Below are 24045 nucleotides of genomic sequence, written 5' to 3' on the forward strand. Positions count from 1 at the left end.
AATCGTAAATCAATTCAAAAAGGCTCTCATGTGCTGGATCACTTCATCTGGCTTTTCACCATGCAGCCAATGTCCTGTATTTTCAATGCATTCAATTTTTGCCTGACAAAATTGCTCATCAATTGCTGTAAAGTGTTCCGGTTTAGAGATATAAAAAGAATTTCCACCACGCAGGAATAAAGCTGGCAGATTAATTTTTTCGACCTTTTCCCAATCCATAACATCTGGATAATGATCAAATAAAGCCTGAACATTAAAGAGCCACTGCCCTTTATTAAAGGATTTTAATAAAAACTGAATTACCATTTCTTCATGAATGTATTCACGCATAATTTTTGCTGCCTCAAGTCGTGAAGCAACATTTGCTTGTTGCACTGCAAACAAAGCTTTAAAAATCTCAGTATGATGACTCTCATGATATTGGATTGGTGTAATATCCAGAACGACCAACTTTTCAGTTTTTACACGGGCTAATTCCGCTATTTTCATAGCAATTTTTCCACCCATGGAATGCCCTACTACTATGAACTTTTGAATATTTAAACTCGATAAAGTTTCTAGGACATCTTCAGCCATAAGCTGATAATTTAAGTCTGAACTATGAGCAGAAAGACCATGATTGCGTACATCAATTTGAAGCACTGTTCTTTGCTCAGAAAAATATCGAGCTAGTATCCCTAAATTACTTAAACTACCGAATAAACCATGAATAAAGACCATTGGAGATAGTACCGACGTTTCGTGGTGTTGAAGTTGATAATTTAGGATCATTTGAGAATTCCGTGATTTCTTTATTTAAATGTTTATAGTGGGTTTATATTGGGAATTAATCAATTGCGAAATTTTTAAATATAAAATTTCGCTTAGGCTATTTTAGGGGAATATATTTTGCTTAGGCTAAATAATTTATAATCGATTTATAAGTATTTAAAATTACGATTTAAGATCTGGATGGATATCTGACTATATAAAATTAATGAAAACCTTAAAACTGGGATTTAATACCAAGTAAACCATTTTAGGTTGGACTTTTTCTTAAAAATAATTCATTTTATTAAAATATACTGAGGTAAGTTAAACAATCTTCCTTAATATTCACTGCTCATACTTTATTAAAGATCGACCATTCATAAGTATCTTATTAATCGACTTGATTCTGTTTAGAATAATACGTCTTAAGTCCAAATGAGTTACAGACAGTAAACATCAGTATTATCAATTCCGTCCTCTCCTTTTCTTGAGAAAGTTGTTAAACCTATGTCCTGCCTAGGCTATTTTAGTATCTTAGGATGCTTCAATATAAGCGTGCTATCCTACTTAAATTGTCCTGATCAAGAAATTACATCACATAAATAAGATATTTTTAGAAAATTATAAAACCCAGATTATTCATTTATTCTTATCAATATATGAAATACAGTGGATATATCCGCGGGATATGAGATATCCACACCAAGATAAATTTAAATTAACTTAACATTTTCTTTATTAAATGATATTCGGGAGATGGTCTTTCAGGTTTTAATATCTATAAAATTTGATTGTGAAATAGACTTAGATACTTTATTTTTATTCCACTGCGAAAAACTTTCAAGATAAAAAAGTAGTTTATAACTTATTCTACTTCCCTATTTTTACAAAATACGCTCGCCGTCATTCCAGATTTAGTCAAACTTTGATCCTGCCGCTCAAGAAAATTTCTGGCAATCATAGACATCGTAGGCGCCATCTTCAGACTACTATTTTCTTCGGACACCTTTTGAATATCCTGATAGGCTTTCAATCGATTACAGAAAGCCTGGCGTTGAGTTTGGACATCTGCCTTTTGATCATCTTCATCTAAAATATGCTTGGTTTCATTCACTATTTTAGTCTGTGCTGAAATAAACTCATCATAGGCACTTTGTGAAAGCGGCTCTGCGAAGACCATGCTATTCAGTCCAAATAATAATCCAGCACAAATGAAAGATGATTTTTTTAGCATTTAGATTTCTTCTTTCCAGACATCTTCATAATCATCGGCATCGATCATGAAACGAAAACCTGTTTCCAGAGCCAGATACGGTAAAACTTCTGGTGCGATGTCCTGTAATTCACGTACTGTCATGGTTTCAAAAGCCTCTTCACTTGAAGGCTCTCCACCATAAATGTACCAGCTGATATTTTCAGCCGTTTCAGGCTTTTTACGGATGCCGACAATTGGATCCTGCTTTAAGGTATGTACGGCCACAGCAACAACATCATCACCTGTGACTTCAACATAAGCCGAGCCTACTTCTTCACAAAGTAGCTTTTGCTCTGCGATCAGTTCTTGTAAAGGTGACAGGTTTTGCGTGTTTTTCGACATTCGGTCTTACTCATCAATTTTCATTAGCGCGCTATTTTAACTTACTTTTAATGAAGCTGATTGGGATTTCATCGAGATCTAAAAAATATCTGCCCTTAAACCATGTTAAGCGCAGATATGGATCTCAACTTATTGGAAGACTTTAAAGCGCTCTTCATCCGCCAAATAATCTTTAGCGCGCGGCTCGCCTTCTATCGAACCAAACACCAACTGTGCACGAAGTTTCCAGTTCGATGGAATATCCCATTCCGCATGTACCTGTTCATCCACGATCGGATTGTAGTGCTGCAATGATGCGCCCAACCCTTCTGTATGCAATGCTGTCCAGGTTGCAAATTGTGCGATCGCAGTCGAATGCTCTGCCCAAATTGGGAAGTTATCAGCATAAGATGGGAATTGTTCCTGTAAACCTTCTACGACTGTGTGATCTTCAAAAAATAAAACAGTGCCTAGCCCTTCCGCAAAACTTGCCATTTTTGCTGTGGTTTTTGCAGCGCTTTCTTCATCTTTGGCATAGCTTTTTAATTTATCTGCGACGAAGCCCCAGAACTTTTCATGTTCCGAATTGAATAAAATGACGGCGCGTGAAGACTGAGAATTGAAAGAAGATGGGCTCTGCTTAATTGCAGTCTGAATCAAATCAGTTAGATGTTCAGGAGATTGTTCAACATTCTTGGCAATGGCATAAATAGTACGGCGTTTAGTAATTAAATCTAAAAACTGATTCGACATTTTTGAAAATCCTGGGATATATCTTCGGGAAAATTTGAACCTTCAGTTATTTTTATGAAGGATGGCTAATCAATGGAGCTTTTGCTTTAACGTGAGATAAAGCCTATATACCTTAAAAAATAATGGACTCAATTACTAGGCTATTTAATTGATATTTTTATATATTTTTTAGCTAAAAATGATTATTTTCATCTATTTTTTGAACAATCGTTAAAACTATTGCCCTATGATAGAGCCTGACGTTAAACCATGGTTCAACATGCGCTATTATTGATCAAAATTTTAAGAAAAAAGCAGTTTAATGACCACATTTAATATTACTTAGGCTATTTCAAGAGATAGTACATCATGAAATAAATCTCATATTGCAGATAAAAAATAATCCCCCAAAATTGGAGGATTAATTTTATAAATCAAAATTAAAAACAGGGTTTAAAACTTTGCGTTCAACACCTGAGCAGATACTTTAGTCTTCCACAGCTCACGTAAAATCGGTAAATAGAATTTCTCACCGAGTTCAACCAGTTCTGCATCAATCAAGGCATGCATCTCGTGCATAAACAGATAGTCCAGTTCAACTGTAGTCAGTTTAGTCTGCTGCTTTTGATAGTCTTTGCGTTTCTGTTGGGCTTGTTTAACCAGACGATCCGCAAATGCTTTATCTTTAAACTGTGTAATCGCTTTTAAACGTAGTTCAATAATGCCCCATCCAGTTAAAAACATCTGGAAGGTCTCAAAATCATCGCTGGTCGATTCCCAAGACATTTCTTCCAGATTTTCATTATCCGGGAGTACAGGTAAAAGAAGTTCCATGACACTCGGAAAAATCTTTTTGAAATTCAGAATAAATTTAACAGGATGCTCACCTGGATAATCCTTGAATTGCACCTTTCTTTGAACATCTGTTAAATAAATATCAAGCATAAAACAATCATCAGTGGTTAATCTCATCTAGCACTATTGTACGCAACTCTGCCTAAGATAAAAACCACTGCTGACTATTCCATGATAAAACAGGCGGAAAGATTGAAAAATAAAAGCGCTGCAGCCCTTATTTGGCATTCGGTGAGACCATCTGTTCAGGACGCACCACTTCATCAAACTTTTCAGCGGTGACTAAACCCAGTTCAACAGCCACCTGTTTTAAGGTTTTTCCTTCCTTATAGGCTGTTTTGGCAACCTTGGCTGCATTCTCATAACCAATCACCGGATTCAATGCTGTGACCAGCATTAAAGAATCATGCAGGAAATGTTCAATTTTTTCATGATTCGGCTCAATACCGACGGCGCAATGATCATTAAAACTGTTACACGCATCGCCTAAAAGCTGGATAGATTGCAGCAGGTTATAGGCAATGACCGGCATAAATACATTCAGTTCAAAGTTACCTGATGCACCTGCCACGTTAATGGTGGTGTCATTGCCGAGAACTTGTGCGACGACCATGGTCATCGCTTCACTTTGCGTCGGATTCACCTTACCCGGCATGATGCTAGAACCCGGTTCATTTTCAGGAATACGCAATTCACCAAAACCACAACGAGGCCCGCTGGCCAGCCAGCGAATATCATTGGCAATCTTATTTAAGCTAACCGCTAAAGTCTTTAATGCACCAGACGCGAATACCGCAGCATCACGGCCTGCCAGAGCCTCAAACTTGTTTGGCGCAGTTACAAATGGTAAGCTTGTTAACTGTCCTAGTGTTTTAGCAGACTGAACGGCATAATCGGGATGAGCATTCAGACCAGTACCGACCGCTGTCCCGCCTAATGGCAATTCATATAAACCAATTAAGGCCTGTTCTAGACGAAGAAGCCCATGATCCAGCTGAGAGACATAACCGCTGAATTCCTGCCCCAAGGTTAAAGGCGTAGCATCTTGTAGATGAGTCCGGCCAATTTTTACAATATCGGCAAAATCCTGAGATTTGGCATATAAAGTATCGCGCAAGCGTGTGACTGCCGGAATTAACAGTTCATTGATCTGCAAACTCGCAGCCACATGAATCGCAGTCGGAAATGAATCATTGGTAGATTGGGCACGATTGACATGATCATTCGGATGAACCGGTTTTTGTGCCCCTAAATGATTGCCCAGTTTCTGGTTGGCAATATTGGCAATCACCTCATTACAGTTCATATTGCTTTGCGTACCTGAACCGGTTTGCCAGACCACCAGTGGAAATTGACTGTCCCATTTCCCGCTGATGACTTCATCTGCCGCATCTACAATGTAGCGTGACAGTTCTTGGGAAATCTGGTTCAGCTCGGCATTGGTTAAGGCCGCAGCTTTTTTGACGAGTCCCATGGCACGAATCATTGGCCGTGGCAAACGCTCATTTCCAATTTTGAAATTTTGCAAGCTACGCTGAGTCTGAGCGCCCCATAAAGCCTCGCTCGGTACAGCCACTTCTCCCATCGTGTCATGTTCAATACGTGTTTGCATGTTCAACCTCAATTCTTCTTGCCTGTTACGGATCTTAGGAATTTCTATATCAATGATTTAATCTATTTATTTAAAGTAATCGATTACAGTATCAATGTAAATGATAATTATTATCAAATACAAGCTAAGTTCTCTTACTTACTGCCCTCTGAGCATATTCTGATAAAACAACCATTCATCCTCAAGCATCTTTCTGAGTGATCGCTGAGGTTGCCAATGTAGGATATTTCGCGCTTTTCCAATGTTCGCCCCCAATTGATCCATTTCCGCATGTGGGTATGGCAGAGCATCCATGGTTTTGATTGCAGACTGAGTCACTTCAGCCAGTTGATCTAGCAAATCCTGTATGGAAATCAATTCACCGGCAATATTAAAGGCTTCACATTTTAATTCCTGCTGTTGTGATAGCCATTGCAAGGACTTGATCACGGCATCACAACAGTCTGCGACATGCAGAAAACTGCGTTCTACTGTGCCATCCGCAGTATGGGCCTGACGGCGTAATTCCAGATATTCACGTTGCTGTGCAGCGACCTGCATCGCCAAAGGCAAAATATTTTTCGGTAAAGGTGGCACCGCTTCCCCCAGCACACCGTGTTCAAAGGCGCCGGCGATATTGGACAGACGTAGGATCGCAATCCGCCATTCATTATCAGTTTTGGCAGTATCCCGGATAATTTCCTCAACCATTTGTTGCGATTTGATATAGGGATTCGGATAAGTGAAGTTAAAAGGCAGATCTTCGCTTAAGTCTGCACCAGATTGTCCATATACCGCCAGACTGGATAAATGTACCAGATGACGCACGCCGGTACGCTGCATGGCACGCATGAGACTCATAATACAGCTAACATTATCATTATAATATTCAAGTGGTTTTAATACTGATTCTTCCAGTGATTTAAAACTTGCGGTATGCACCACAGCCTGAATCGAATGCTGCTCAAAGACTTTGTTTAATGCTGGCGTATTGCGAATATCAATTTTGATAAAAGGTACATACATACCAGAAATAAATTCGAGGCGCTCCAGAGTCTGTAAGTTAGCATTGGCCAAATTATCGACCACAATGACCTCTAGTCCTTGTGCTAACAGACTTAAAGCAATATGTGAGCCTAAAAAGCCTAATCCACCCGTCACTAAAATCATTTATACTACCTACTTTCTGATGAAGCCAAGATCAATCTGTTGCTATTGATCAAGCCTGTAGTGAATTTCGATGAGCACCTTAATTCTTGTTACCTCCGCACCGACTTCCATTTATGCCTGGCATGCCCTGGGTTTGGCTCAGGCCTTGCAAGATAAACAGGAAGCATTCCGTGTATTCTTCTATCAGGACGGCGTATCGGTCGCAAATGCACTGCAATGGGTACCCGACGATCAACGTCATCTTACACATGCATGGCAAGCGCTACAGATTCGCCTCCCGGTCTGTGTAAGTGCAGCATTGGCACGTGGAATTACAGATCTGGACAATGCTCGACGTCACAATATTCAGCAGCATAATCTGGCAGATGCCTTTGAATTGGTCGGTTTAGGTGAACTTGCCGATGCTGTTCAGTCCTCACAACGTCTCATTCAATTCTAGATGTTTCATTTTTTAGAATGTGTTGCTTTTCCAAGGAATCTTGTGTGAAATCTGTACTTGTTATATTAACCCAAGCCAATCTGACCAGTTTGCAGGTGCATGAAAGCCTATCGGCTACGATGGTCCTGGCAACTTTTGGCGCAGAAGTTAAAGTCCTGCTACAAAGTGCTGCCCTCAGTTTGCTGCATTCAGACCTGCAATTTGACCAGGTGCATCATGCATTCAAACTGGCATCAAATATGGTCGACAGTTTCGAGTTTTATGATCTCACTCCGATTCTGATTGAGAAAAAAAACCAGCATTCCTCATTTGTGGCACAGAGCGAACAAGAAATCGAATTTATTGAGCTTAATTCTGAATTTATTCAAAGCTTTGATCATGTGATGTATTGGTAAGGAACAAGGATATAAAAATGTCAAATCACACACTTTATCTGATCCAATCCAGCTATTCGGCAACAGCGCAGATCCTAGAGCAACTGGCTCAAACTTATACAATGGGTGATCAGGTCGTGCTGATGGGTGAAGCGGTTTTGCTGCTAGAGCATTCATTTCTTCAAAGCTTGCCGAAAATTCACATACTGAAAAATGATGCGGAGTTATTAGTACAGCCTTTGCCTGATCAGATAAAGCTTTTGAATTATGCGGATTTTGCAGATCTTTGCCTCGAGTTTAATCGCTGCATTTCAATGAAATAATAAATGAGTTAGATATGAATTTAGAATTGGATCAAGATGGCCATCTGGTTGACTATACCATCTGGAATGAAGAAGTCGCTCAAGTGCTGGCCGATAGTCTGGAACTGAGCTTAACTCCTTGGCATTTTGAAATTCTGCAAGCGGTACGTCAGTTCTATCAGCAGTTTGGTCATTCACCAGCAACACGACCACTGATTAAATTTTTAATGAAAACTGTCAGTGCCGATATCAATAATGCCATGCTTCAAGAAAAGTTTAATACTGGTCTGGTGGCCCGTCACTTAAGCCGTTTGGCTGGTGTACCCAAGCCTGCAAATTGTTTATAAAGATACTTAGCTTTCTATAGTGTGTATTTAAAGGCCCAGATCATTTTTTGGGCTTTTTTTTATGAGAGCAATTTTCAGACTGAGAATAATGAAAGATACAGCTGGATCTAATTCGTCAAGTTCGAGTTTGTTCTAATACTCGCAACGCCCGATGCAATTCATGATCCATTTCAGGCAGAACTTTAATCAGAAACTCAATTTGTGCTTTCGCTTCGGCCTTACTCACCAGTTGGGCCTCTACCAGCCTTTGCTGCTGAGTGATCAACAAACTGACTTGTTGAGGATCGGGTTGTTGCCCCTCACTTAAAGCATTAATGATCTGAGTAAAGGCGAGATATAATTGTTCTTGTTGCTTTGATAATTCGCTTTGCTTTGCAACCGTATCGTTCTGTTCCTTCTTCGTAGCTTGACTATTCTCAGGAGAATTAACAGATATATAGCTTGCCGATTTTTCAGCTGGCAGGACCGGATCAGAATGGGTCTGATCAGTAAAATTCGTCCGATAGATTTCTTGTCGTACCTGATAGCCAATACCCACTAAAGTCCCGAACAAGAGCAATCCGATCATTACATAAAACAGGATTGTTTTATCATTCATTTTTATGTCCTCAGCTCAAGAAAGACAGCCTTTATTAAAAAGCTGTCTTTTTCGCTCATCGACGATTGACTACGGCGTTGACCAGTCTGCTGGTGCATATCCAATCCGGACGCGTTGTGGATGATTTCCTACAGGCACACTCAGCACTTTATTGCCTGTGGCAAAATCAATCACTGTGACCACATCGGTTTCACTTTCTAAAATCACACAGCTACGACCATCCGGGCTTCGTGTTGCCCAATAAGGTTTACCTGCAGAAATCAGTTTCCCGGCAGTCAGCGTCTTGCGATCTACAATCGTAGCGTAGTTATCCATGGTACCAGCGACACAGAGCTTTTCACCATCAGCACTGATTGATAGGCCATGATGACGCGAATCATTGACCCATTTTGTCCGGTCTTTCGGAATACTGTCACTGCCAGAGAGTTGTCCGATCCGGCTAATCTTGTTCTGATTCAGATCATATTCAATCAGACCATTAAAAAATGAAACCTGGGCATACAGTTTGGTTTCATCCTTACTAAATACCATCGGTCTCACTGAATTGGATAAATCTTTGCGGCCAAATGCATCCAGTGCAGGTCTGAAATCGATTTTTCTTACCACCTGATGCGTATTGGCATCTGCGATAGTGATAAAACGCTTACCTTTAGTAAAATCTTGCCACTGTGCATCCATCGATGTTTCCACATTGCCGATAGCAGAGTTCAGAATCTTGTTGCCTCCATCGAAGTAAATGTTTTCATGCGGTTTGTCGCCAGTGCTGAAACGGCCCAACTCTTTACCGGTATGGATATCCAATACATGCACCACATTTCCTGAAGATGCAGATACGGCGACCCGCTGCCCATCTGGTGATACCGCCATATGGTCGGCACGGAAGCCTTCTACAGGCGTCCGCCAGTTAATCTTGCCGGTTTTGATATTAATCGATACCACATCGGCGAAACTTGGGCGTGATGCAACGACTGACTGCCCGTCTGGTGTCGAGTAGATATCATCTACCAGTTGGTCATTGCCTTCACCGGCTGTGGTCTGGATATAAGTATAAGCAATCAGTTTGATTGGATTCAGGTGAATTTCTTTAAGGCGCTCTTTACGATCAGGAATCATGTTAATGACGCCAATTTTGCCAAAATCACCCGATGGACGAATCACGGTTACCGTGCCATCCCAATTATTTCCGACAAAGAAAACCTGCTGTGAATTGGCAGGTACAGCTGAAGGCGCAGAAGCGGCCTGTACACTTGGCAACGCAGATAGCATCGCCATCGCAGATAATGTCAGACAGAACCGTGGCCATTTTTTATTTTGAATTTTCATCCATTATGCTCTGCATAATAATTTATATTTTTGTTTTCATTCCTTGTTGTGTACACAGTCCGGCTGTGTTTTAACTTATCTAATATACAAACGTATAAAATGATTTACTGTTATTTCCGACCAAAAAAATATGCAGCTATTTTAAATCTATCACTTCAGGTTCTATAAATTTAGGTGATCATCGTGCTTCGATCTTATGTATCCAGCATATCGACAAACTGTGCATTGAGCACTTTGGCAAGATCAGCCGGCTTTAATCCAATATCCAAGCCTCTTTTACCGCCACTGACATAGATCTTATCCAACTGTTCTGCGGTGGCATCAATCACCGTTTTTAATCGTTTCTTTTGACCAATGGGACTGATTCCGCCAACCAGATAGCCGGTCAAGCGTTCTGCATGTTTAGGATCTGCCATCTGGAGTTTTTTGCATCCTACGGCCTGGGCTACTTTTTTCAGATTGAGTTGATGATGTACCGGCAATATAGCAACAAAATACTGTTTATCATCCGTGACTAATAAAGTTTTAAAGACTTCTTCCACCGAAAGCCCTAATTTTTCAGCAGCTTCTAGCCCGAAACTTTTGGCATTGGCATCATGTTCATATTCATGAATGCTGTATTCGATTTTATTGGCTTTTAATAGTTTGCATGCAGGGGTCATAGAAAGTCTTGTTTGAGATGGATCGCATGATTATATAAAGATTAGCTCAAGAAGTTAATTTAGATGAGGCAACTATAGAGCAAATTTTACTTTAAGCTCGTATTCCGCTTCAATCAGGCCTATTTAGTTCAATCATTACGCTCTTCAATACTTTTAAACTTTTCTTGAAAAGATGATGGTGCGCAAAATTGCAACAAATGTATGCGTTTTTGCCACTATCTAAGCGTTAGGCAATTAATGGCTTCACTATATAGAAGACTTGAAGATGAACACATTCGTCACTTCGCCCATCTATACACATGAAGCATATAGGTCGAGCGTTTTATCTTAAACCTGCTGAGATTCAACCTTTATATCTGGAAGATGAAGTACATTCTTGTGCAGTGTCTGTCATGAATACTTGAATTGAAAGTGATGTAACTAATTCCAATCTATTGGAAAAACAGACCTAGAAAAATCCAAGTAAAATAAGAGAAAACATCATTAACATATTGTCTTATCTTATATTTTTAAATTTTCATCACGTTTTGAGAATCGGTCGATAGCTTATATATAAAGAGGATAATCAGCACAACTCTAAAATCAGAATGTAAAGAGTTTTCTATGCTCTAGAAGTCGAACATTGCGGTAAAATCAGCCAGACAACTCTTGCTCAAAACTAAAAATATCACTAAAAGGAAGAATTTAGCGTTAACATGAAGATACAGTTACATAAAGGATATTAACTGTTTTTGCCAATTGGGTTTAGAATGAAAATAATCTGAATACCCAGCGAATTGTAATTTTTTAACATTGCCAAATCTCTGCAAAGTTTTCATTATAGCGCCACTGTTTGCTATATGCTTTCTACGTTAATTCAAAGAAATTATAAATAGTAATGTAGAAAATCATGCAATAATAAGCAGAGTTTGCAGACATCTTGCAAACAAACCCTGATACTTTTTAATTGGAGCATGCTGGATGAGTTCGACCATTTTGGTTATTCATGGACCGAATTTAAACTTGCTTGGGAAGCGCGAACCGGAAGTTTATGGTCACCTTAGTCTTGACGATATTAACCAGCAGCTGATTGCTCAGGCTCAACAAGCTACCTTACAACTCGATACTTTCCAGAGCAACTGGGAAGGTGCCATTGTTGACCGAATTCATCAAGCCCAGCAAGACGGCATTCAATATATCATTATTAATCCAGCAGCATTGACCCATACCTCTGTTGCTGTTCGCGATGCCCTCCTTGGCGTTGCCATTCCTTTCATTGAAGTCCATCTGTCTAATGTGCATGCACGTGAGGCATTCCGACATCATTCATACTTGTCCGATAAAGCCATCGGCGTGATCTGTGGTCTAGGTGCAAAAGGCTATGCTGCTGCCCTCGACTATATCATTGAAAAAATACAACCTTCTACACAATCTTAATTAGGAATACTGTCTCATGGATATCCGTAAAATCAAGAAACTCATCGACTTGATGATTGAATCTGACTTACAGGCGATCGAAGTTAAAGAAGGCGATCAATCGATTGCATTAACTCGTCGTAATCCAGTGGTTGCAGCAGCTGTTCCTGCGATGCCTGCACCAGCAGCCGAAGCGCCAGCAGCAAAATCTCCTCGCGGTGCTGTTGAAACTTCACCAATGGTCGGCGTGTTCTATGCAGCACCAAGCCCGGGTGAACCGACATTTGTTAAAGTTGGCCAGACCGTTTCTGCAGGCGATACGCTCGGTATTATCGAAGCAATGAAAATCATGAACCCGATAGAAGCAACTCAAAGCGGTGTGATTGAAGAAATTCTGGTGAAAAATGGTGAAGTGATTCAATTCGGTCAACCACTTTTCCGCTACCGCGCTTAATCACCCCGGGGATTTATAATGTTGCAAAAAGTTTTAATTGCAAACCGTGGTGAAATTGCGTTACGCATCACCCGTGCTTGCAGAACTTTAGGGATCAAAACTGTAGGTGTCTATTCTGACGCAGACAAGGACCTGATGCATTTACGTTTCTGTGATGAAGCAGTATGTATCGGCCCTGGTGCGAGCAGTGACAGCTACCTGAATATTCCTGCGATTATTACAGCTGCTGAAATTACCGGCGCAGATGCAATCCATCCTGGTTATGGATTCCTCGCTGAAAATGCAGAATTTGCAGAAATCGTGGAAAATTCTGGTTTTATCTTTATTGGTCCACGTCCGGAACATATCCGTTTAATGGGGAACAAGGTTTCTGCCATTATTGCCATGAAAAAAGCTGGTGTACCAACAGTACCAGGCTGCGACCATGCCGTAACGATTCACAATGCACTCGCTGAAGCCAAAGAGATCGGTTTTCCACTGATTGTAAAAGCTGCTTCTGGCGGTGGTGGTCGTGGTATGCGTATCGTAGAAAATGTCGATACCCTGCTTGAATCTGTTCAGGCTGCACAGCGTGATGCGGAAATGTGGTTTGGTGATGATACGGTCTATATGGAACGTTTCCTGCAAAAGCCACGTCACGTCGAAGTGCAAGTACTGGCTGATGGTAATGGCCATGCGATTCATCTGTATGATCGTGACTGTTCGCTACAGCGTCGCCATCAAAAAGTACTGGAAGAAGCACCAGCACCGAACTTACCAGAGCAAGCACGTGCTGATATTCTAGAAGCCTGTGTCAATGCGTGTAAATTGATGCAATACCGTGGTGCAGGTACATTCGAATTCCTGTTTGAAGATGATGAGTTCTTCTTCATTGAAATGAATACGCGTGTTCAGGTTGAACATCCGGTAACTGAAATGGTAACGGGTATCGATATTATCGAACAGCAATTGCGTATTGCTGGCGGCTTAGGTCTCGATATTCAGCAAGAAGACGTCAAAGTTTTAGGACATGCGATTGAATGCCGTATTAACGCAGAAGATCCATCGACCTTCCTGCCTTCACCAGGCAAGATTGACAACTTCTATGCACCAGGCGGCGCAGGTATCCGTTTAGATTCGCATGTTTATCCAGGCTACAGCATTCCACCGTATTATGATTCGATGATTGCCAAACTGATTTCGCATGGTAAGGATCGTGAGACGTCTATTTCTCGAATGAGAAATGCTTTGGAAGAAATGATTTTGACTGGCGTTAAAACCAATATTCCTTTGCATAAAGATTTAATCCTTCAGGATAAAAACTTCTGCAAACAGGCAATGGATATTCATTACCTAGAAAAGCATTTGTTAAAGCAGCTTGAAGGTGCTGAAGACAAAGCTTAAATCAAAGCTCATAAAAAACCGCTGTCATTCAGCGGTTTTTTATTGTTTGCAATTTAAGGCAATACGCGTCTGAGCACAGCAAAACATTGCTCAGCTTTTTCATTGGCGCAGAAGTTAATCGTATAAGGGTTCTGCCATTTCACAAAATACTGCGAAATTTCACCAGACTGATCCACTTGATTGCCTGAACAGTCTTTTTCATTATTGTCGTATTTTACTTGCAGAATCAGCGCTGGAATCTGCTGCGAAGGATCCTGTGCCGGCTGATAGTCATACAGCCCTGACGTCCACTCGTCGCCACTTTTAATCACCACATTATTATTGCCTTTAAAATTATAATATTCGATACATTTTTTATTATTCGGGATTTCCATTCCCCACAATCCGACAATTTCCGGACGGGTTTTCACAGTAAATGTATTTGGGATTTCAGCAGCTTTAGCAGGAGCATTTGCTGGTTTTTTATTTTCTGTCGCCATTAGCCAAGGTGAGCTCATGAGTAAGATAAGGCTAAGACATATTTTTTTCATATTTACCGGCATCTTGTTAACAATTGATTCTAAATTATCATATTTTTTGGGATCGTGTCCCGCTCTAACGCAATTTCAATACAGAGTCAGAAATTATTTATCACATTGTTTAAAAAGATGGATTTCCTTTCTGACTTTTTTTGTATATATTTCGTATATAAGAATCTTAATAGTTCGTATTAATAACAGATTAATCAAACAATAAAATTATATTTTGGGTCAAACTTAGTTGCTGAACAAAGTGATCATTCACACTTAAAAATTTGAATAGGATTTTAAATTTGCAATTAGCTCGAATAACAGAACAACAATTAAATCATGAAACCTATGCTTATTTTGTCATTGTTTTCGCTGTTTTAGTCTGTTGTTTTATTGGGATCGCAACCAGACCGATTGAGTACCTGGCCTTATTGTGGCCGGCCAATGCTGCCTTGTTAGCCCTGTTCTTACGCTTTCCACATTTAAATAATATGGGAGGTTGGCTCGGTGCATTCAGTGCTTTTATGTTTGCAGATCTGGTCACCGGGAACAGCCTATTACAAAGCCTGTTTCTTACCCTGTCTAATCTGATCAGTACTATTGTCTCGATATTTTTTATTCGATATTTCAAGATTAATTACAAATACTATAATACCGGTTATACCTTCGTTCATTTATTTGGCATCTTCGCTTTTGCAGGCTGCCTGGCCAGTGCGGCTTTTGCAGTCATCACCTTGCCCAATCTACCCAATTCATTCATGACCAAAGAAAATTTATGGATTGATTTTGGTCTGTGGTGGACCGGTGAAATGGTGAATTATATTGTGTTTCTTCCTTTAATCTTGGCATTCCCAAGAATAAAAGACATGCAATACTTATTTAAAAACCGTCGTCAAAAACGTAATTACTTCAGCTATTTTTTACCTGCATCTTCAGTCGTGGCCTGTGTCATCATTACCAATATTTTTGCAGGCCCGGGTGCAATGCTCTACCCTCTGGCTGCACTGATCTGGGCTGCGTTGACCTATCGCCTGTTTACCATGACCATGATCAACGCTTTTGTGATTATCCTGACCTATTACAGCCTGACGCGGTTTTATGCCACAACGCATGACACCTTGGCAGATTCTACGATTTATATTTCGCTCCGGATCGGGCTGTTTATGCTGGCCTTATCGCCGCTTATTCTTTGTATTATTAGTCAAAACCGCAATGAGCTGTTTAAACGGGTTCTCTATCTGGCCAATCATGACAGTCTGACCCGCACCATGAACCGTCATTTTTTCTTTCAGAAAGGTGAATATTTACTGCAATATGCCAACAGAATGGAATTTTCGGTCATCATGCTGGATATTGATCATTTCAAACGTCTGAACGATGATTTTGGCCATCATGTCGGTGATAAAGTCCTGCAACACTTTGCGCAGATTGTACGTAACAATTTACGTGCTCAAGATCTTTTTGCACGGATTGGTGGAGAAGAATTTGTACTGCTACTCTGGAATACCGAACCCTCAGAAGCGCGGCTCATTGCAGAACGGATTCGTGATCTCGTGGAAAAAACCCCGATGCATCAATCAAATGGCTCGCCCCTGTATATTACAGTGAGTGTAGGTATCACCCATCAAAATGAACCCCAGGCCCAAGACCTGCAAAACCTGATCAATATTGCAGATCAAGCTTTGTATCAGGCCAAACATCGTGGGCGAAATCAGGTGGCGCTTGCATCTTGAGCCTAAATGATCTACAACCTTGAAGCAGCAACACTAGGGAATGGCAATGAAATTTGAAGAATATCTGCAATATGACGGTTTAGGACTGGCTGATCTGGTCGCCAATAAACAAGTACATTCAAGTGAACTTTTATCTGCTGCACTAGAGCGTAGCTCAATTGCCAATCCCGAGCTGAATGCAATTATTATTCCGATGCATGAGCATGCATTGAAACGGAGCCAGCAAAATCTGTCCGGACCTTTTGCCGGTGTGCCTTTTCTGGTTAAAGACCTGTTTCAGGAATATGCCGGTTATCCAACTTCTTATGGTTGTCAGGGCTTAAAACGGATTGGTTATATCGCCGAGACCAATGCCGAGATTGTCAATCGCTGGGAAAAAGCCGGGATTGTGACTTTTGGACGTACCAATACCCCTGAATTTGGGATTAAAGGTATTACTGAACCTGATGCCTGGGGCAGCTGTAAAAATCCGTGGAATTTACAGCATAATAGTGGCGGCTCATCAGGTGGATCAGCCTCTGCCGTGGCTGCCGGAATTGTACCAATTGCGGGTGCTGGTGATGGTGGCGGCTCGATACGTATCCCCGCTTCCTATTGCGGCCTGTTTGGCCTGAAACCGAGTCGTGGCCGCACGCCTTGGGGACCACAAATGAGCGAAGCCATGCATGGCGCCGCGATTCAGCATGTACTGACCAAAACGGTACGTGACAGTGCGGCGATGCTAGACGCCACTCATGGTGAAGATCACAGTTCACTGTTTAAGATTCAACGTCCTCAGCATCATTATCTGGATGTGATTCAGCAACCGCCAAAAAAACTGAAAATTGCGTTTAGCACTTATTCTACGATTGGCACACCTGTTTCCCAGGATGCCATTAAAGCCATTGAAAAAACAGCCAAATTGCTAGAATCTTTGGGCCATGAGGTGGTCGAAGACCGCCCAGCCATTGATGGAATGCAACTGGCCAAGGATTTTATTACCACCTGGTTTAGCCAATTTTCATTTATGCTGGATGAAATCCAGAAAGGCTATCCGTCTAAAACAAATGATTTTGAATTGGACTCTTTAGCACTGGCAGCTTTTGGGGCCAAAACCAGCGCGATTGATTATATCCAGAACCTGAATAACTGGGGTCAATATGTAACCCAGATGAATCATTTCTTTGATGATTATGATCTGTATCTGACTCCTGCCACGGCGACAGTGGCGCCAAAAAATGGTGAGGTCAAAACACCAAACTGGCAGAAACCGATTCTTAAAGCTTTATTGAAACTGAATAAAGCGCATTTACTGGCGCAAGGTAAACTGGTCGACCAGATTGTGAAAGAAAATCTGAAATGGGTGCCTTTTACCCAGTTGGCCAATATTACCGGACTCCCGGCGATGTCTGTACCGCTGTACTGGAATGAACAAAACCTGCCGCTCGGTTCACAGTTTATTGCGCCGTTTGCCCGTGAAGATCTGCTACTACAACTGGCAGCCCAATTGGAGCAGGCACAACCGTGGTTTGGGCAATACGCCAAAATCCGTATTTAATGTTGAGATGATATTTTCAAGCATGTTTTTGCAGTTCGACTTTATTTGGCAATCCGAAAATCAGTAACAAGCCAAGCAAAGTCGATACTGCAGCAGCGATAAAAATAGATGTGCCGCCGACTTGATCCCAATAATGCCCAGCCAGAATACTGCCACTCGCCACGCCAACGCCCCACATCGTGCTATATAGCGCTTGTCCACGTCCTTGCTGCCCTGCAGAAAAATTCTGGAAAATCACTCGCATCCCAATCATATGAAATAAACCAAAACTTAAAGCGTGAATCGTTTGAGCAAAAAACTGTGCCATGAATGAAGCAGGAAAGACCCCGACGATGAACCATCTTAATCCGGTCATCAATAAGCATAACGTGACCAGATGGCGCCATGACCAGCGTGTCAGAAAGAACGTCGCATAGGCAAACATGATGATTTCCGCAATGACCCCGACTGACCAGAGCAGCCCAATCTGGCTGGTGCTAAATCCCGACTGACTGAGATAATTGCTATAAAAACTATAGAATGGCGCGTGTGAAAAGAGCAGAATCAATTCAATCAGGAAAAAGCTATAGACGACTGGGCGTTTGAATATCGGCCATAAGGGTTCGAGCTGTTTCTGTGCGGTAGGTGCTGTCGTGGGCTCTTTAATGGTAAATGACCAGAGAAAGGCCAGAAATGAAATACACAGCAACAAGACGGGCAACATACTGATGCTCATAATTTCAAAGACGGCGCCTAAGCCGAATACACCAATAATAAAACCGACAGATCCCCATTTTCGTACTTTGCCATAGAGTTCTGCTCTTTTTTCCCCGAGCCAGAATAAAGTCACGCCTTCAAACTGAGCCAGAATAGCATTCTGAAAGAAACTGAAAATCAGCATCAATAAAGCTACAGATTGAAAGCTATTGGGAATGATAAAAATCATGAACCAGATACAGGCTTCCATCCAGGTGGCAATACGCACCAGCAGCATGCGTTTACCGGATTTGTCTGCAATCCAGCCCCAAATTAAGGGAGCAAAGAAGCGGGTGACGATTGCAATAGAAGATAAAATGCCGATTTCCTGATAATTGAAGCCTTGATCTTCAAGATACAGACTCCAAAAAGGCATGAACGCCCCAACAATCGCATAGTAAAAAAAGTAAAATCCACTGAGTCTATGCTGGATTGCTAGAACTGGCATTGATTTATATATCCTAATATTTTCAAAATTTTAAACTCAATAAATTTCTATAGCACTGTATTCGACGACTCTTGATTTTGCTACGAGCATCTCGCATTAGTCTAAAAATAAATTTTCATAAGTTTATGGATAAATTTTGCTAAAGTAAAAAACTCTGTGTTGAGTTAAATTAAAGTAAGAACATAAATCGTCTTCTATATTGAGCACACGACAAAGAGTGGAAACAGTTTTAGGAAGGAATTGGATGGACTTAAAATCTGAAGATCAATAATCATACAGACATTACAATTATTTTATGGCTAAAGTATGTCCAAAGAATTTCAGATCATAGGCTAAAAAATTAAAACGAACTCTAGCTTTATAGCAAGGAGAAAATCAATGCCTAACTTTATAAGACCTCTATACTCAGGTCTAGTCTTCCTCCCTCTAATGGCAATAAGTATTTATAGTGCTGCATATGCTAACGCTTCCCCTATAGCATCTAACTCTTCAAAAGATAATATTCATCCCAATATAGATCATCATTTAAGTGAAAGTCTTTATCCTGATGAAGCAACCATATCTGAAAAAATCGCAGATATCATTGAGCTATCGATTCGGAAAGAGTATTCCACAGGTATCGCGCTACGTGATGCCCATCCCAAAGCACACGGTTGTGTACATGCAGAATTCAAAGTAGATGAAGCTCTTCCTAAAAACTTGGCTCAAGGTGTTTTTCTTCCTGGAAAAACATATCAAGCCTGGATTCGTTTCTCTAATGGCTCTAAAGATGCCCAACAAGCAGATATTAAAAAAGATGCCCGTGGCATGGCGATAAAACTTTTGGGAGTACCGGGAGAAAAGCTTTTAGATGATGAAACATCTACTCAAGATTTCATTATGATCAATCATCCTGTCTTTTTTGTGAATGATCCAGTCCGATATAGGTCATTTATGCAAGATATAAATAGCGATAGATTTTTCAATAAGCTGCATATTCCTTTTGCATTAGGAGCTAAAGGAACCTGGATTGCCTTAAATACGAGAAATAAAATTTCTAATCCTTTGCAAACTAGATATTGGTCTATGGTGCCCTATCAATTAGGAATAGGCACTGATCGTCAAGCTGTAAAGTATTCAGCTCAAGCATGTTCGACAGTGATAGACCCTCTTCCACATGCTCCGCATCATAATTTTCTAAGAGAAAAATTGCGCAAACATTTGCAAAAAAGTGAAGCATGTATGGAGTTTCTGATACAGCCTAGAACATCAAACACCATGTCAGTCGAAGATTCCATGACTGAATGGCAAGAAAGTGAGGCGCCTTTTTACAAGGTCGCAACTATCCGCATTCCTCAGCAAGTTTTTGATACACCTGAACAAAACAAGTTTTGTGAAAATCTCTCTTTTACACCATGGCATACACTACCGGAGCACAAACCTCTGGGAGTAATAAACCGAATGCGAAAAGTGATTTATGATCGTATTAGTGAGGTTAGACATGATATGAATTCTACTCACAGATCAGAACCACATTAAAATATAAGTGCTTATATGAAGTTATTAGCTAAACTAAAATAACCTGTTGTACTGCTCATTCGCCTTAACTTAAAAGCTTTAGTTTACAAACTCTGTGCAGAGTTAATTTAGAAACATAAATAAAGCTGCTACATTAAAAATGACATTATAAAAAGGAAAATGGTTTCAGCGATGAAAATTAAATCTCCTATTATTAAATTAATCATGAGCTGTTTATGTTCAGGTTCAACATATGCAATAGCCTCTCCTCCACTTCCCGATAACAGCAAAATCCAAGCATCTCATATTTCGGAAAAAATACCGGGTACAATATTATCTATACAAGAACAAAATACTGATCTGTTTACGAATGCCTCACAACGTTTCTTAATTAATTATCGCAGTCGTGGCACAAAATCCGAGCCCATCGTCACTTCAGGCTATATCCTGTTACCTAAAGGCAAAGTCCCTAAAGATGGATGGCCTGTTCTGGCTTGGGCGCATGGTACAACTGGCGTTGCTGATACATGTGCACCCTCTGGCGATTATATGGGTGGGCCAGTCCATGTCTATCAACAAATCGCAGCTAAGGCATTGAATGCCTGGCTCGCTCGCGGCTATGCAGTCGTTGCACCTGATTATCAAGGTTTAGGCACTCCGGGCGGTCATCCTTATATGAATGCGCGAAGCCAGTTACATACTGTCGTTGATGCGGTACGAGCGATCCACCATTTAAAGCCTTATAACTTTAGTAAAAATGGTATGTTATGGGTCATAGTCAAGGAGGTGCAGCATCTCTTAAAGTTGCAGCGTCCGGTCAAAAAGATGCGCCTGAATTTGATCTTCGCGGGGCAATTGCACTGGCGCCAGGCGGTTACCAATATGAAGGAATCGCTGAATATGTTGCTAGCAATTCGCAAATCACGACTGATGTCACCGCATTTTTTCCAATTGTGCTTTTAGGAGCAGAGGCTGCAGATCCGATGCTTGCTCCAGCAAATTTAGTGAGCCCAGAAATGGGAGAAATTCTTAATCATGCACGCAGTCGCTGTTTGTCAGAATTACAATCTGACCTAAAACAAGCACCTAAGACTGTCTTTAAATCAAATGTAAATCTGGCACCTTTGACCAATTATTTAAAAGAACAGTCTATTGAGAATATGAAACCGACTGTGCCAGTTCTGCTGGTACAAGGTGAGAAAGATCAACTGGTCGATTATCGTGGTACTTATGCTTACTACCAGCAGGTATGTACAAAGCAAAAATCTATCGTCTTCCATCTCGTCAAAAATGGAGATCATCGTGATTCCTTAAGACAGAGTGAATTTCTGATTGGAAACTTTATCAATTCAGTTGGACAAGGAAAAGCTTTGAGCACCTGCCCTACAAAATAACTTGGTGAGCTTTTGCATTTAATCATTAAAAACGCAAATATTTTAATCTTCATATTTATAGAATAGTCCTTTAAAGGAATACTATTCTATAAAGAAGATAAACTAATGTTAATCCGTATTCTTACTTTGTGTTAAAACTACACTTACGCTTTCGAATTGTTTTGAGCCCATCATTTTTATACCTTAGTTCTTTAGCAGACAATAATTAGAATGAAAGAGGTTATTTATGTGCTCGAACTATGAATTCCCCTCAAAAAAACGTCTTTCCTTATTAGATATTCATGAAGAGCAACTCGAACTGGGCATGAAAACGCATATTTATCCTTTAGCACCCGCACCAATCATTATGCGTGGTGCTGACGAGTATGAGTTGGATATCGCACGTTTCGGACTGATTCCAACCTGGGCTAAAGAACTAAAATATGGCCGGCATACTTATAATGCACGGACAGAAACAGTAGCATCCAAACCAAGTTTTCGACATGCCTGGAAAAACAACCAGTTTGCTTTAGTACCGGTTGATATATTCTATGAACCTAAATATATAGACGGTAAACCGCACTGGTTTGGTATTTCACGTGAAGATGGCAATCCTTTTACCGTGGCGGCAATTTATGATGATGCACACATTGATGGTGAAAAAATTAGATCATTTTCGATGCTAACCATAAATTCAGATCAACATCCCTTTATGAAACAGTTTCATGACCCGAATGACGAAAAACGCTCGCTCATTGTGATTCCGGAAGAATCACGACATGACTGGTTGCACTGCGATCATGAACAAGCACATGAATTTTTCTTTGAAATGAAAGATGAATTTATTGCAAAGCCTAGAGATCAACGTTTATCGGGAAATTAAAAAGCCCTAAACCAAGTTAGGGCTTCGTCCATGTGAAAAAGCTATTTTTGCTCTCTCAATGGATTTTCCGGTTCTGCATTGGGTTTTTTCTCTGGTTTGACATGCTTATAAGATGCCTGATTACCCTTGTCGTCATTTGATTCTTTATGCGGATTTGATTCTTGCTCTTGCTCTGGCTTATTTGTCATATGCATCTCCTTCATATCTGTATTAAGAAATAAATATGACATCTGCTGCTAAACATCAATGTTATTTATGTTGCACATTCAGTTTTCTAAAGAGACAAACTTTCTTTCAAGTGCTCTTTTACATTACATAATTCCTGAAGTCCATCTGAGCAAATAAGCTATTCAGCCTGATCGTAGACGGTACAGCAGAGAATATGAATTCGCGTGCGCGCCGATATCAAATACATGAAATTTTCTAACCTTACCCACTGCCGGAAAAGTCTTTTCATCTCAGCAAAACCTTTAGGATGCTTGGCCTTAATCAGTCAATCCCCACCAGCTAATGCAGTTTCAGCCTGTGGCCTCTTTTGAATTGCTTCAAGAATTCGAGCATGGGTGATCACACGCATAAATTTTATTGTATTCCAGTTCTAAGCAGCTAAGAATTTATCAAAACGTAATCCTATTGAAATGATTCTTTTATAAAGTATTCCTTGTGAGAAATTATGTTTAGATCCAAAAATTTCATCAGTAAAGAAAAACCCCGCCAACTGATGATTGAACGGGGATTGATCTTCATTAAGATGTCTGATGATTTGGCACATTATTCAATATTTTTCAAGCAATCACGACACTGTTTGACCTCATCATGGTCACACGTGTAGTTAATTTCAGTCGCACCATGAAGACCAAATAAACAAAATATAAATTGCATCATGTTTTTCTCCTAAGTGTAAAAAGCTCAATCTAGGATCAAGCTTTATTGCTTTAAATATAGAATGATTCAATATAAAATGATTGGATCAGCGATCTAGAACAACTTCAGTACTCAGCTCTGTTTAGCCTTTCAGTAAAATTGAAGCTTTTGGGCTAAGTTTGTACAGGCTCTTCAGCTTGAGTCGTCTGATCACTTTTACAATGCTTGCTGCTCATCATCTGACACATTTTCTCTTTGCAAGATTTAAAACAACAGCCGACCATCACGCCCATGCCAAATGCGCATATACATCTCATCATAGCTTTGTCCTGTCTTTTCGTGAAAAGAGATATATAAATAACATCTATTCATGTATCTCTCCTGAGGGAATTTTCAGGCTTTATGTTGTGTATGAAAACTTATGTGAAAGAGAGTGAGCAAAAAATACAATCAGCAAAGAAAAAACAAGATTTAAAACGGAAAAGAAAAAGCCTGTTTAACTCTCCTAAATTAAA

General features: G+C 40.3%; 24 protein-coding genes and 1 pseudogene. 12 read left to right on the plus strand and 13 right to left on the minus strand.

Annotation, left to right across the window (positions count from 1 at the left end; all coding sequences use genetic code 11):
* Positions 1–9: 9 nt before the first annotated feature.
* From NI470_RS08575 to NI470_RS08605, 7 genes are all read right to left on the minus strand, one after another.
* On the minus strand, positions 10–771 hold the full coding sequence (locus tag NI470_RS08575) for an alpha/beta fold hydrolase (RefSeq protein WP_253148195.1): 762 nt from the start codon (positions 769–771) through the stop codon (positions 10–12).
* Positions 772–1615: 844 nt separating this feature from the next.
* Positions 1616–1984 (minus strand): hypothetical protein, encoded by a 369-nt coding sequence (locus tag NI470_RS08580; protein WP_253148194.1) that lies wholly within the window; start codon positions 1982–1984, stop codon positions 1616–1618.
* Positions 1985–2347 carry an immunity protein Imm33 domain-containing protein gene (locus NI470_RS08585; protein ID WP_071851342.1) on the minus strand — a complete coding sequence of 121 codons (363 nt, stop codon included), beginning with the start codon at positions 2345–2347 and terminating at the stop codon, positions 1985–1987.
* A gap of 129 nt (positions 2348–2476) precedes the next feature.
* Positions 2477–3079 (minus strand): nitroreductase family protein, encoded by a 603-nt coding sequence (locus NI470_RS08590; protein WP_253148193.1) that lies wholly within the window; start codon positions 3077–3079, stop codon positions 2477–2479.
* A gap of 432 nt (positions 3080–3511) precedes the next feature.
* On the minus strand, positions 3512–4003 hold the full coding sequence (locus tag NI470_RS08595; RefSeq protein ID WP_004280216.1) for a hypothetical protein: 492 nt from the start codon (positions 4001–4003) through the stop codon (positions 3512–3514).
* A gap of 127 nt (positions 4004–4130) precedes the next feature.
* Complete coding sequence (gene fumC, locus NI470_RS08600; RefSeq protein ID WP_253148192.1) at positions 4131–5525, minus strand: class II fumarate hydratase; 1395 nt, start codon at positions 5523–5525, stop codon at positions 4131–4133.
* 138 nt (positions 5526–5663) lie between these two features.
* A complete protein-coding gene (locus NI470_RS08605; protein ID WP_180038673.1) occupies positions 5664–6674 on the minus strand; it encodes an NAD-dependent epimerase/dehydratase family protein in 1011 nt (336 codons plus the stop codon).
* Between the two features lie 70 nt (positions 6675–6744).
* Here NI470_RS08605 and tusD point away from each other — a divergent pair, with 70 nt between their 5' ends.
* Genes tusD through NI470_RS08625 form a run of 4 tightly spaced genes read left to right on the plus strand, consistent with a single transcriptional unit; the run spans position 6745 to position 8136 of the window.
* Positions 6745–7113 (plus strand): sulfurtransferase complex subunit TusD, encoded by a 369-nt coding sequence (gene tusD / locus NI470_RS08610; protein ID WP_004280211.1) that lies wholly within the window; start codon positions 6745–6747, stop codon positions 7111–7113.
* A 44-nt stretch (positions 7114–7157) separates the two neighbouring features.
* Positions 7158–7508: a hypothetical protein gene (locus NI470_RS08615; protein ID WP_004280210.1), complete on the plus strand. Its 351-nt coding sequence runs from the start codon at positions 7158–7160 to the stop codon at positions 7506–7508.
* 17 nt (positions 7509–7525) lie between these two features.
* On the plus strand, positions 7526–7810 hold the full coding sequence (locus tag NI470_RS08620) for a DsrH/TusB family sulfur metabolism protein (protein ID WP_004646886.1): 285 nt from the start codon (positions 7526–7528) through the stop codon (positions 7808–7810).
* Positions 7811–7824: 14 nt separating this feature from the next.
* A complete protein-coding gene (locus tag NI470_RS08625) occupies positions 7825–8136 on the plus strand; it encodes a TusE/DsrC/DsvC family sulfur relay protein (protein ID WP_004280207.1) in 312 nt (103 codons plus the stop codon).
* A 115-nt stretch (positions 8137–8251) separates the two neighbouring features.
* On the opposite strand, the gene NI470_RS08630 is transcribed toward NI470_RS08625, so the two are convergent.
* From NI470_RS08630 to ybaK, 3 genes are all read right to left on the minus strand, one after another.
* Entirely contained in the window at positions 8252–8734 is a 483-nt protein-coding gene (locus NI470_RS08630) for a hypothetical protein (protein WP_253148191.1), read from the minus strand.
* Between the two features lie 69 nt (positions 8735–8803).
* The gene (locus NI470_RS08635; RefSeq protein WP_253148190.1) at positions 8804–10057 is read right to left on the minus strand and encodes a YncE family protein; all 1254 of its coding nucleotides are present in this window, start codon (positions 10055–10057) and stop codon (positions 8804–8806) included.
* A gap of 194 nt (positions 10058–10251) precedes the next feature.
* On the minus strand, positions 10252–10719 hold the full coding sequence (ybaK, locus tag NI470_RS08640) for a Cys-tRNA(Pro) deacylase (RefSeq protein ID WP_253147119.1): 468 nt from the start codon (positions 10717–10719) through the stop codon (positions 10252–10254).
* A gap of 960 nt (positions 10720–11679) precedes the next feature.
* On the opposite strand from ybaK, the gene aroQ reads away from it, so the two are divergent.
* The 3 genes from aroQ to accC are packed head-to-tail and all read left to right on the plus strand — an operon-like array spanning position 11680 to position 13951.
* Positions 11680–12135, plus strand: coding sequence for a type II 3-dehydroquinate dehydratase (gene aroQ / locus NI470_RS08645; RefSeq protein WP_005246503.1), 456 nt, complete (start codon positions 11680–11682; stop codon positions 12133–12135).
* 16 nt (positions 12136–12151) lie between these two features.
* Entirely contained in the window at positions 12152–12568 is a 417-nt protein-coding gene (accB, locus tag NI470_RS08650; protein ID WP_005107117.1) for an acetyl-CoA carboxylase biotin carboxyl carrier protein, read from the plus strand.
* An 18-nt stretch (positions 12569–12586) separates the two neighbouring features.
* Entirely contained in the window at positions 12587–13951 is a 1365-nt protein-coding gene (gene accC / locus NI470_RS08655; protein WP_216986006.1) for an acetyl-CoA carboxylase biotin carboxylase subunit, read from the plus strand.
* A 53-nt stretch (positions 13952–14004) separates the two neighbouring features.
* Here the strand turns inward: accC and NI470_RS08660 are convergent, their stop codons facing one another.
* The gene (locus NI470_RS08660) at positions 14005–14448 is read right to left on the minus strand and encodes a hypothetical protein (RefSeq protein ID WP_005100815.1); all 444 of its coding nucleotides are present in this window, start codon (positions 14446–14448) and stop codon (positions 14005–14007) included.
* Between the two features lie 314 nt (positions 14449–14762).
* Here NI470_RS08660 and NI470_RS08665 point away from each other — a divergent pair, with 314 nt between their 5' ends.
* Positions 14763–16193, plus strand: a complete 1431-nt coding sequence (locus tag NI470_RS08665) for a sensor domain-containing diguanylate cyclase (protein ID WP_253148189.1) — start codon at positions 14763–14765, stop codon at positions 16191–16193.
* 46 nt (positions 16194–16239) lie between these two features.
* A complete protein-coding gene (locus NI470_RS08670; protein ID WP_253148188.1) occupies positions 16240–17730 on the plus strand; it encodes an amidase in 1491 nt (496 codons plus the stop codon).
* Between the two features lie 16 nt (positions 17731–17746).
* Here the strand turns inward: NI470_RS08670 and NI470_RS08675 are convergent, their stop codons facing one another.
* Entirely contained in the window at positions 17747–18913 is a 1167-nt protein-coding gene (locus NI470_RS08675) for an MFS transporter (protein WP_253148187.1), read from the minus strand.
* Between the two features lie 378 nt (positions 18914–19291).
* Between NI470_RS08675 and NI470_RS08680 the strand changes: the two genes are divergently transcribed.
* From NI470_RS08680 to NI470_RS08690, 3 genes and pseudogenes are all read left to right on the plus strand, one after another.
* Positions 19292–20431 (plus strand): catalase family protein, encoded by a 1140-nt coding sequence (locus NI470_RS08680; RefSeq protein WP_253148186.1) that lies wholly within the window; start codon positions 19292–19294, stop codon positions 20429–20431.
* 159 nt (positions 20432–20590) lie between these two features.
* Positions 20591–21804 (plus strand): annotated as a pseudogene (locus NI470_RS08685) (alpha/beta fold hydrolase).
* A 226-nt stretch (positions 21805–22030) separates the two neighbouring features.
* Complete coding sequence (locus NI470_RS08690; protein WP_253148185.1) at positions 22031–22666, plus strand: SOS response-associated peptidase; 636 nt, start codon at positions 22031–22033, stop codon at positions 22664–22666.
* A gap of 41 nt (positions 22667–22707) precedes the next feature.
* Here the strand turns inward: NI470_RS08690 and NI470_RS08695 are convergent, their stop codons facing one another.
* Complete coding sequence (locus tag NI470_RS08695) at positions 22708–22854, minus strand: hypothetical protein (RefSeq protein ID WP_004646799.1); 147 nt, start codon at positions 22852–22854, stop codon at positions 22708–22710.
* Positions 22855–24045 lie beyond the last annotated feature (1191 nt).

It is taken from the genome of Acinetobacter lwoffii (genome assembly GCF_024129115.1).
Taxonomy (GTDB): domain Bacteria; phylum Pseudomonadota; class Gammaproteobacteria; order Pseudomonadales; family Moraxellaceae; genus Acinetobacter; species Acinetobacter lwoffii_T.

Bases quoted from the DNA above. Each gene is read 5' to 3' on its own strand.
- NI470_RS08605 (WP_180038673.1), bottom strand. From the start codon at position 6,674: ATGATTTTAGTGACGGGTGGATTAGGCTTTTTAGGCTCACATATTGCT.
- NI470_RS08630 (WP_253148191.1), bottom strand. From the start codon at position 8,734: ATGAATGATAAAACAATCCTGTTTTATGTAATGATCGGATTGCTCTTG.
- NI470_RS08625 (WP_004280207.1), top strand. From the start codon at position 7,825: ATGAATTTAGAATTGGATCAAGATGGCCATCTGGTTGACTATACCATC.
- tusD (WP_004280211.1), top strand. From the start codon at position 6,745: ATGAGCACCTTAATTCTTGTTACCTCCGCACCGACTTCCATTTATGCC.
- fumC (WP_253148192.1), bottom strand. From the start codon at position 5,525: ATGCAAACACGTATTGAACATGACACGATGGGAGAAGTGGCTGTACCG.
- NI470_RS08695 (WP_004646799.1), bottom strand. From the start codon at position 22,854: ATGACAAATAAGCCAGAGCAAGAGCAAGAATCAAATCCGCATAAAGAA.
- NI470_RS08620 (WP_004646886.1), top strand. From the start codon at position 7,526: ATGTCAAATCACACACTTTATCTGATCCAATCCAGCTATTCGGCAACA.
- accC (WP_216986006.1), top strand. From the start codon at position 12,587: ATGTTGCAAAAAGTTTTAATTGCAAACCGTGGTGAAATTGCGTTACGC.
- NI470_RS08680 (WP_253148186.1), top strand. From the start codon at position 19,292: ATGCCTAACTTTATAAGACCTCTATACTCAGGTCTAGTCTTCCTCCCT.
- NI470_RS08690 (WP_253148185.1), top strand. From the start codon at position 22,031: ATGTGCTCGAACTATGAATTCCCCTCAAAAAAACGTCTTTCCTTATTA.
- NI470_RS08675 (WP_253148187.1), bottom strand. From the start codon at position 18,913: ATGCCAGTTCTAGCAATCCAGCATAGACTCAGTGGATTTTACTTTTTT.
- NI470_RS08590 (WP_253148193.1), bottom strand. From the start codon at position 3,079: ATGTCGAATCAGTTTTTAGATTTAATTACTAAACGCCGTACTATTTAT.
- NI470_RS08660 (WP_005100815.1), bottom strand. From the start codon at position 14,448: ATGAGCTCACCTTGGCTAATGGCGACAGAAAATAAAAAACCAGCAAAT.
- NI470_RS08580 (WP_253148194.1), bottom strand. From the start codon at position 1,984: ATGCTAAAAAAATCATCTTTCATTTGTGCTGGATTATTATTTGGACTG.
- ybaK (WP_253147119.1), bottom strand. From the start codon at position 10,719: ATGACCCCTGCATGCAAACTATTAAAAGCCAATAAAATCGAATACAGC.
- aroQ (WP_005246503.1), top strand. From the start codon at position 11,680: ATGAGTTCGACCATTTTGGTTATTCATGGACCGAATTTAAACTTGCTT.
- NI470_RS08635 (WP_253148190.1), bottom strand. From the start codon at position 10,057: ATGAAAATTCAAAATAAAAAATGGCCACGGTTCTGTCTGACATTATCT.
- NI470_RS08595 (WP_004280216.1), bottom strand. From the start codon at position 4,003: ATGCTTGATATTTATTTAACAGATGTTCAAAGAAAGGTGCAATTCAAG.
- NI470_RS08670 (WP_253148188.1), top strand. From the start codon at position 16,240: ATGAAATTTGAAGAATATCTGCAATATGACGGTTTAGGACTGGCTGAT.
- NI470_RS08585 (WP_071851342.1), bottom strand. From the start codon at position 2,347: ATGTCGAAAAACACGCAAAACCTGTCACCTTTACAAGAACTGATCGCA.
- NI470_RS08575 (WP_253148195.1), bottom strand. From the start codon at position 771: ATGATCCTAAATTATCAACTTCAACACCACGAAACGTCGGTACTATCT.
- accB (WP_005107117.1), top strand. From the start codon at position 12,152: ATGGATATCCGTAAAATCAAGAAACTCATCGACTTGATGATTGAATCT.